Source organism: Levilactobacillus sp. (genome assembly GCF_022646225.1).
Lineage (GTDB): Bacteria > Bacillota > Bacilli > Lactobacillales > Lactobacillaceae > Levilactobacillus > Levilactobacillus suantsaiihabitans.
This window is the reverse complement of record NZ_JALCJA010000007.1, coordinates 126547-134150: the sequence shown is the minus strand read 5'-3', so window position 1 is coordinate 134150 and position 7604 is coordinate 126547. Positions and strand designations below refer to the sequence as shown.

The window sequence follows — 7604 nt, the reverse complement described above, 5'->3', positions numbered from 1 at the left end:
TAGTGTGGTGGCGATAGCCTAAAGGATACACCCGTTCCCATGCCGAACACGGAAGTTAAGCTTTAGCACGCCGATAGTAGTTGGGGGATCGCCCCCTGCGAGGATAGGACGTTGCCACGCGACTGAAAGGACCCAGTGATTGGGTTCTTTTTTTGTACAGTCAGGTTGTCACCGTACCTAAAATCGGTGATAATAAGAGTATGCCGCTTTAGCTCAGGAGGTAGAGCGTTTCCATGGTAAGGAAGAGGTCGTTGGTTCAAATCCAATAAGCGGCTTATCAGGACAAATTAGAATGTCTTTATAAAGAAAAGCGGAATCAGCACCCTTTTGGTGCCCGTTTCAGCTATGTAAGGGTGAAGCAAACGCGTCTGGGATAAAACCTCCCAGGCGCGTTTCTTTACAATCCACTGGAAAACATTAGAATCCATTTTAGACAAGGAGACATCAGCAGTACCACGCAGACGGTGCCACAATTGATGCAGCGCGTGTTAGCTAGTTTGCAGTACGCTTACAAGCGTTGGTCAAACAACTGGGCTTGTCCGGCTCTTGCCGTTACTTTGTGGGGAGATGGCGGTTTTACCGATGAGGTTTCGTGGCTTACCGGGCCGACATGGGTTGGGTGCCCATCAATTTAGCAATGCCACTACGGCCGATAACGGGACGAGGCACCAACTTTGGAATGGACGCCGACTCTGGGTACCGCTGACGAAACGCGCACTAGTCAGGCAATTAGATTGGGCCCGGATCTTGTAGTGGCGTTTAGCGGATGAGCAAGCTTATTATTTACGCTTTAATTATGACGGTGCCAGTGTCGATCGCCGATTAGCACCGGCAGTTGCGCAAGCTGGTTATCGGTATTTTAGTCAGCAGTTACATCGTTACATCACTGGCATGACGACTTAGCTTGGAATCCGGTGGAACTAGAGGGCGTGTTGATGTGCTACTTTAAGATGCGGGGACACTGATGAACCTTTTTAAAATAATTTTGTGGAGTGGTCGTAAACGACATGTTGTGTCAGGGTGATTTGCTATGATAAGGGTGTTCAATTGAATTAATCTCTGAAAGGAAGTCGGCACACATGCAAAAATTACCGTTTAGTCTGTTAGATAGTTGGGCGTTTTGGTCCACGCCAGACGCGACCACTGTAGCGGGACAGGATCCCCAAACCGTTGAAGCACGTTTTGGTGAGGTTTATCAACCAAACTATTTTCCAACTTCAGCGTTGTCAAAAGATTTAGCGCAACAATTGGCCACCACTAAGTATGTGATCGTCGGGTTAAATCGCGGTAATGCCGAGGTCGACCGTGATCCGCAGGCGCCATTTTTGAGCTTCCATGGACCGAAGCGGAGCATGGACTATCGCTTGGCAGCGGCGCTATATGATACTGAGATGTGGGGCGCGTTTATGACGGATTTAGATGCGACTATTAACAGTGACAGTACGGCGGTTCAACCAGGGAAAGCCCAAGTTGAGGCTTTAGAACAACACTTAGCTGACTTAGGCATTCCGCAAACGGCTAAGTTGATTGCGTTAGGCAATGTCGTTTTTGACACGTTAAGCAAGTCAGCTACGCGGCGAGTGTTTAAGTTAAGCCATTATTCCGGCGCTAACGGGCATTGGCAGGCGGACGCCGAACGGCAAGCGGTACAAGCCGCGATTGAAGGGTAACGACCATTATTAAGCATATCTGGCAACGAGCCTGGGACAAAGCAATCCCAGGCTCTTTTGGCGTCACCGTTACATAGCTGAAACGTGCACCAAAGAGCAGTCGGTTCAATCGCCATTTGTCTGTCTCACTCTCTTTCGGAACAGCGGGGAATACTTGATCATTACTGACGCTGGTGGGCTGGCGCGGTCAAAGATGAAGGTATTCTGCATGCTAAATAACCCGTTAAATTACCATCGGTCGAACCCATTAATATCCTAACAATCCTTGTATTCCGAAGGTTTCCCGCTGTATACTTTAACTATATGTCAGAGTTAAAGCAGATTGGAGATAGGAAAATGAAGTTTAAAATCATGGCATTGAGTTTGGCAATTGCCGGGGCCTGGAGTTTGGGGGCCGGGGCGGTGTCTGCGCAAGCCAGCACGACGCAGCACATCGTGTCGCAGAAAAAGGTCGCCAAATTTGGCAAGGTCACGGGTAACTCGGCTGGCAGTTTGTATGCGTTTCAGACTAGCAATGGGGCGTTGACGTTGCGCGCGACACACCAGCTGAAGAACTTTAAGCACACGGCTTGGGAAATCAGCAAGTCTGCGCTGGTGCAAAAAGCCAATGGCAAAACGTACCGCTACTACTACGTTAAGGCCTTAGGCGCCAAGCAAACGGCCAAGGGCTGGGTCTGGCACCGTTATTTGAAGACGCCGAAAACGGTCAAATTGGGCGCACCCTACATCAGTCAACAGGCCGTCAAAGCCTGGATGGGCTGCGAGTCGGCGAGTCTGTTGGAGGGACTGCACTACAAGGGCGTTTTGAAATCGACCGGGCTGGTGGCCTTCATGAAGCACCTGCCACGCAGTAAAAATAACAATCCGAATAATGGGTTTGCCGGGAGTCCCTACAAGGTCACGCCGGGCGTGTTTCAATCCATCTTTCCCAAACCGCTGGCGAAGTGGGGCAACACCTACACGCCAGTGAAGAACATTAGCGGCGCCAAGTTAAGTCAGTTACGCGCACAATTACGGCGGCACAATCCGGTCGTCGTTTACGTGACGCTGCACTTTGCCAAAGCCCAATACGGTCACTACTTCTGGGGGACCGGCATCAACAACAGTCACGTCATGTTGCTGGACGGGTATCGCAAGGGCGGTTATCACGTGGCGGATCCGAACCACGGCAAGTATTGGGTCAGTGCGAAGAAGTTTGCCCGCAGCTATAACTACAAGCATTTCGCCGTTGCGGTCGAATAAGGAGGCGTAAAAATGAAAAAAATCATCACGTTGCTGGCTAGTTTGGGAATCGGCCTGGGCTTGGTCGGGGGTCTGACTGCCCAGGCGCAGACCACGGCTCCTAAGTCCGGACGCTCACGGGTCTCGCAGGTGGTTCGCAGTGCCGGCTGGCGTTTGTGGAACCAACCGTATACCAAGTCGGCTAAGGCCGTTCGGAAGACTGGTAAGCTCAAGGGCAAGCTGGTTCAAATCGACCAGGTGGCCCGGGCAGGTCAAGCGACCTACGTGCAAATCCCCCGGCGCGGGCACGTGTATGGCTGGCTGAACCAAAAGGGCCTGCGGACGCCTAAACAGTTCGTCTTACCCTACACCTACACCAGCCAGCTCTACCCGCTTTACGCCCCCAATGCCTGTGAAGCAGCGAGCTTGAAAATGGCCTTGTCGGTGAAGGGGATTGCGCGCAAAACGTCGCTCAAGACCATCATTACCAAGATGCCCAAGGCTAAGACTCCCAGTCGCGGCTTCGTGGGCAACCCGTACACGGAGAGTCGTCCCGGAGAAACGCGGACGATTTATCCCAAGCCCCTAACGGCCTATACCAAAACATATGACGCCCGCGCCGCCAATATTTCTGGCGCTACGAAAAATCAATTGATCAAAGAGATCAAGCGCGGCAATGCCGTGATTTTTGCGGGTGCTTGGCGGATGCAGGGTGCCCGGCCGTACCACGTTTTGACCCTGGTTGGGTATCGGCGGGGCCAATTCTTAGTCGCTGATCCGTACATGAAAAAGTCGTGGCCAAATAAAGTTTATTGGACTGGGACGCGTAATTTTATGAAAGTGTACCAATCCCGCCACTCGCGGGCGATTGCGGTCCGTTAGGCCGTGTTGTGGAATCACCGTTCAAAGGCGGGGGTTCCTTTTTTGATTGTGCAATCAAGAACTTATTCTCTTCTGTCTATTAACCTGATAGGATATTGATTATCGGAGAGAGAACAACAGGCAATTATAGACATCATTATTTTGGAGGAGAATCAACATGGCACAAAACGTACGCACCACTTTATGGCTGACGGCAGCAGCAACCCTCGTGGGGACGGGGATGCTCTTGGAATCACCCAAGGCCAGCGCCGACGCAACGGATAACGATAAGTACAGTCACGTCACTCGCAAAGAGACCTCAGTTTTTGAATGGATGCCCAGCCCAAATTTGCGAAAAATCGTATTGAAAACGCTTCAGCAACAGGGAAAGAACATCCAGAAGGAAGGCGACATCAAGGGGGCATACATGTCCAGCATCAAAGAAATCATTGTCGATAAGGATACGGTCGTGGGTAGCGGCATTCAAGACCGCCTGCCGATCAGTCTGAAAGGCTTAGAGAAGGCAAAAAATTTACACACGTTGATTTTAGACGGGGCAGCTACCAATTTTGACGATGAGGGGAACAACCATTATGGTGAACACCCACACGTTATGCCCAAAGGGAATGTCGTTAATTTGAATCCGATTGCAGATTTGGGTAATTTGCGGACGTTGAAGGTGATGAACAGCCGGTTGTCAAATATCCAGCCGTTGGCGGGGATGATGAAATTGCAGAATTTGGACCTGAGCGGCTGTCAGATCAGAGACTTCAGTATTTTGAGTCAGCTGCATTTGGAAAGCTTCAACGGCGACAACCAGTTCATCTCAGATGCTTCGGCTTATGTGGATAGCAAGCTGACCGGTCAGCTGGTCAACGGTACCCATACCCGGGAAGGGGAACAGTATCAAATGAAGCCGCTCGAGCGCTTTGCCGTGCCGATGTATGCGGAAGAGACGCGGAATAAGGATACTGGAGACCTGATTTCGACAATGCCATTTTACCGTATCCACTTTAGCGGTGGGGAAGCCAAACCGGATGGCCAAAAAGGATTGGTTTACGACAAGCTTCATGTGCCTGAAAGCGTCCGGGACGGGGATAACTTTACGGATGGGAAGCTGACCAATCTGAAAGACAGTCATGACCGGTTCGCCATGCTGGGGGAAATTCGTGATCCACAAAACCCAGACCGCGTCCTGTGGACCTTTGTGCAACAGTACCAGCCGAAAGGTCACGCCGCGCCGGTGAAGGTTCATTACGTTGATACGGCAGGCAAAACAATCGGTGAAGATGACGTCTTAGTCGGTGCGCTGGGAGAAAATTACGATGCGCAGCCTAAGGATATTGACGGGTACATCTACAAGGAAACGAAAGGTGAACTAACCGGTTCCTTTACCAAAACGGAACAGGAAGTGACCCACGTCTTTGAAGTCGCGTCCACGGACATTGACGACGGGGATGACGAGGACGATGGTCACGATGCTGGCAACGGCAGCGATACGAACGGTGGGAACGACCACGACGGTTCTGATAACGGGAACGGCGGCGACAACAACGGTTCTGATAACGGAAACGGTGGGAACGACCACGACGGTTCTGACAATGGAAACGGTGGGAACGATAACAACGGTTCTGATAACGGAAACAGTGGGGATGACCACGACGGTTCTGACAATGGAAACGGTGGGAACGACCACGACAGTTCTGACAATGGAAACGGTGGGAACGACCACGACGGTTCTGATAACGGAAACGGTGGGAACGATAACAACGGTTCTGATAACGGAAACGGTGGGAACGACAACAACGGCTCCGATAACGGGAACGGTGGAAACGACAACAATGGTTCCGGCGACGGGAACGGTGGGAACGACAACAACGGCTCTGATAACGGCAACGGTGGGAACGATAACAACGGTTCTGATAACGGAAACGGTGGAAACGACAACAACGGATCCGATAACGGGAACGGTGGAGACGACCACGACGGTTCTGATAACGGAAACAGTGGGGATGACCACAACGGTTCTGGCGACGGGAACGGTGGCGGCGACCACAACGGTTCCGACAATGGCAACGATGGCGATACCAACGACGGCGGTGATGTAACTGGCCCCGGCACAGGTGGCGGCAACGGTGGAAATCCTGGTACTGGTGGCGATGAAGGCGCTGGTGACGGTTCCGGTAGCGGGTCTGGTGGCGCTGGGACTGGTGACGGGGATGATAACGATAACCAGTCAGGCACAGGTGACGGCGATAGTGATGGCGGTGACCAGCCGGGCCAAGGTGGCGATGGTAACGTAACCGGACCAGGCACAGGCGGCGCTGGTGGTGGTAACAGCAACGGTGGCCAGCCAGGCGGTGGCAATGGTTCCGGTGGCTCTGGCGGATCTGGTGGTAACGGTGGATCCGACGGTGGCGACGGTGCTGGCAGTGGCGACGGCGGTTCTGACGGAAACGACGGCGACAACGGCAGTGGGGACGGTAACGGCTCTGGTGGTAGCGGAGACGGTAACGGCTCTAACGGCAATGGAGACGGCAACGGCTCTGATGGCAGTGGAGACGGCAACGGCTCTAACGGCAGTGGAAACGGTAACGGCTCTAACGGTAGTGGCGATGGTAACGGCTCTAACGGCAGTGGAGACGGCAACGGCTCTGGTGGTAGCGGAGACGGTAACGGCTCTAACGGTAGTGGCGATGGTAACGGCTCTAACGGCAGTGGAGACGGCAACGGCTCTGGTGGCAGTGGAAACGGTAACGGCTCTAACGGCAGTGGAAACGGTAACGGTTCTAATGGTAGTGGGGACGGCAACGGTTCTAACGGCAGTGGGGACGGCAACGGTTCTAACGGCAGTGGGGACGGCAACGATTCCAATGGCAGTGGGGACGGCAACGGTTCTAACGGCAGTGGAAACGGTAACGGCTCTGATGGCAGTGGCGATGGTAACGGCTCTAACGGCAGTGGAGACGGTAACGGCTCTGATGGCAGCGGCAACGGTTCCGGTAATGAAGACCAAAATGATACCGGTACTGGTGGGAACACGAACGGTGGCGGCAACAACACCGGGAATGGGAACACCGGCAACGGAAATGGCAACAATTCCGGGTCTAACAACGGTAACGGCACTGGTAATGGAAATACGAACGGCAATGGCAATAACACTGGTAATGACCAAGGTAACGGCAATGGCAATAACACCGGCAATAGCCAAGGCAATGGTAATGGCAACAACACCGGTAACGGCCAAGGCAACAACAATGGCACCGGCAACGCCACGGACAACAGCCAAGGCAGTGGCAACACCACCGGCAATGACAGTACCACGGGCAACGGCTCCGGCAATGGTAATGGCAACACGACCGGCACTGATTTAGACCACACTGGCGGGTCAGCTGGTCAAACGGGGCTGGACGATGATGATGCCGCAGATCAAGAAATCACGGGGTCTGCCGATGACGACTTGACTGATGGCACCGGCAGTTCCGCCGGTAGCAGCGCGCCAAGTGGGCTGAGTTACGGCGGCGGTTCTGGTTCTAGTGGTTACTCAGGGGGCAGTGGTTCCGGCAGCAGTTACGGCCACACCAACGGCGGCAGTGGCTCCGGATCCAGTTACGGCTCAGGGGCCTTACCGCAGACCGGCGAACAGAAGTCCAAGTTGGCTTGGTTCGGCGCTTTGTTAGCGGCCTTTACCCTGAGTGGCTGGAAGAAGCGTCGCGACCATGACTAGGGCAACAACCACGGAATAGAAGGTATTTGCGAAATGAACATGACTCGTTAGCCAGTCTTTAGCAGCTATAGACGAGTAGGAAGGAGACCCCTTTATGCGTAGCGAACCGAAACGAGGCCCAGTGG

The 7604-nt window shown here is 53.3% G+C and carries 4 protein-coding genes, 1 tRNA gene and 1 rRNA gene; all 6 read left to right on the top strand.

The annotated features are described in order from the left end of the window. Window positions 1-3: 3 nt before the first annotated feature. Window positions 4-120, top strand: a 5S ribosomal RNA gene (rrf, locus tag LKH74_RS11680). 82 nt (window positions 121-202) lie between these two features. Then, window positions 203-275, top strand: a tRNA-Thr gene (locus tag LKH74_RS11675). 804 nt (window positions 276-1079) lie between these two features. Then, entirely contained in the window at window positions 1080-1670 is a 591-nt protein-coding gene (locus tag LKH74_RS11670) for a hypothetical protein (protein WP_287708431.1), read from the top strand. 336 nt (window positions 1671-2006) lie between these two features. Continuing rightward, complete coding sequence (locus LKH74_RS11665) at window positions 2007-2912, top strand: C39 family peptidase (RefSeq protein WP_287708432.1); 906 nt, start codon at window positions 2007-2009, stop codon at window positions 2910-2912. Window positions 2913-2924: 12 nt separating this feature from the next. Next, window positions 2925-3773 carry a C39 family peptidase gene (locus LKH74_RS11660; protein WP_287708433.1) on the top strand — a complete coding sequence of 283 codons (849 nt, stop codon included), beginning with the start codon at window positions 2925-2927 and terminating at the stop codon, window positions 3771-3773. A gap of 157 nt (window positions 3774-3930) precedes the next feature. Further along, a complete protein-coding gene (locus LKH74_RS11655) occupies window positions 3931-7479 on the top strand; it encodes a MucBP domain-containing protein (protein ID WP_287708434.1) in 3549 nt (1182 codons plus the stop codon). Window positions 7480-7604: the final 125 nt, after the last annotated feature.

Bases quoted from the DNA above. Each gene is read 5' to 3' on its own strand.
- LKH74_RS11670 (WP_287708431.1), top strand. From the start codon at position 1,080: ATGCAAAAATTACCGTTTAGTCTGTTAGATAGTTGGGCGTTTTGGTCC.
- LKH74_RS11665 (WP_287708432.1), top strand. From the start codon at position 2,007: ATGAAGTTTAAAATCATGGCATTGAGTTTGGCAATTGCCGGGGCCTGG.
- LKH74_RS11660 (WP_287708433.1), top strand. From the start codon at position 2,925: ATGAAAAAAATCATCACGTTGCTGGCTAGTTTGGGAATCGGCCTGGGC.
- LKH74_RS11655 (WP_287708434.1), top strand. From the start codon at position 3,931: ATGGCACAAAACGTACGCACCACTTTATGGCTGACGGCAGCAGCAACC.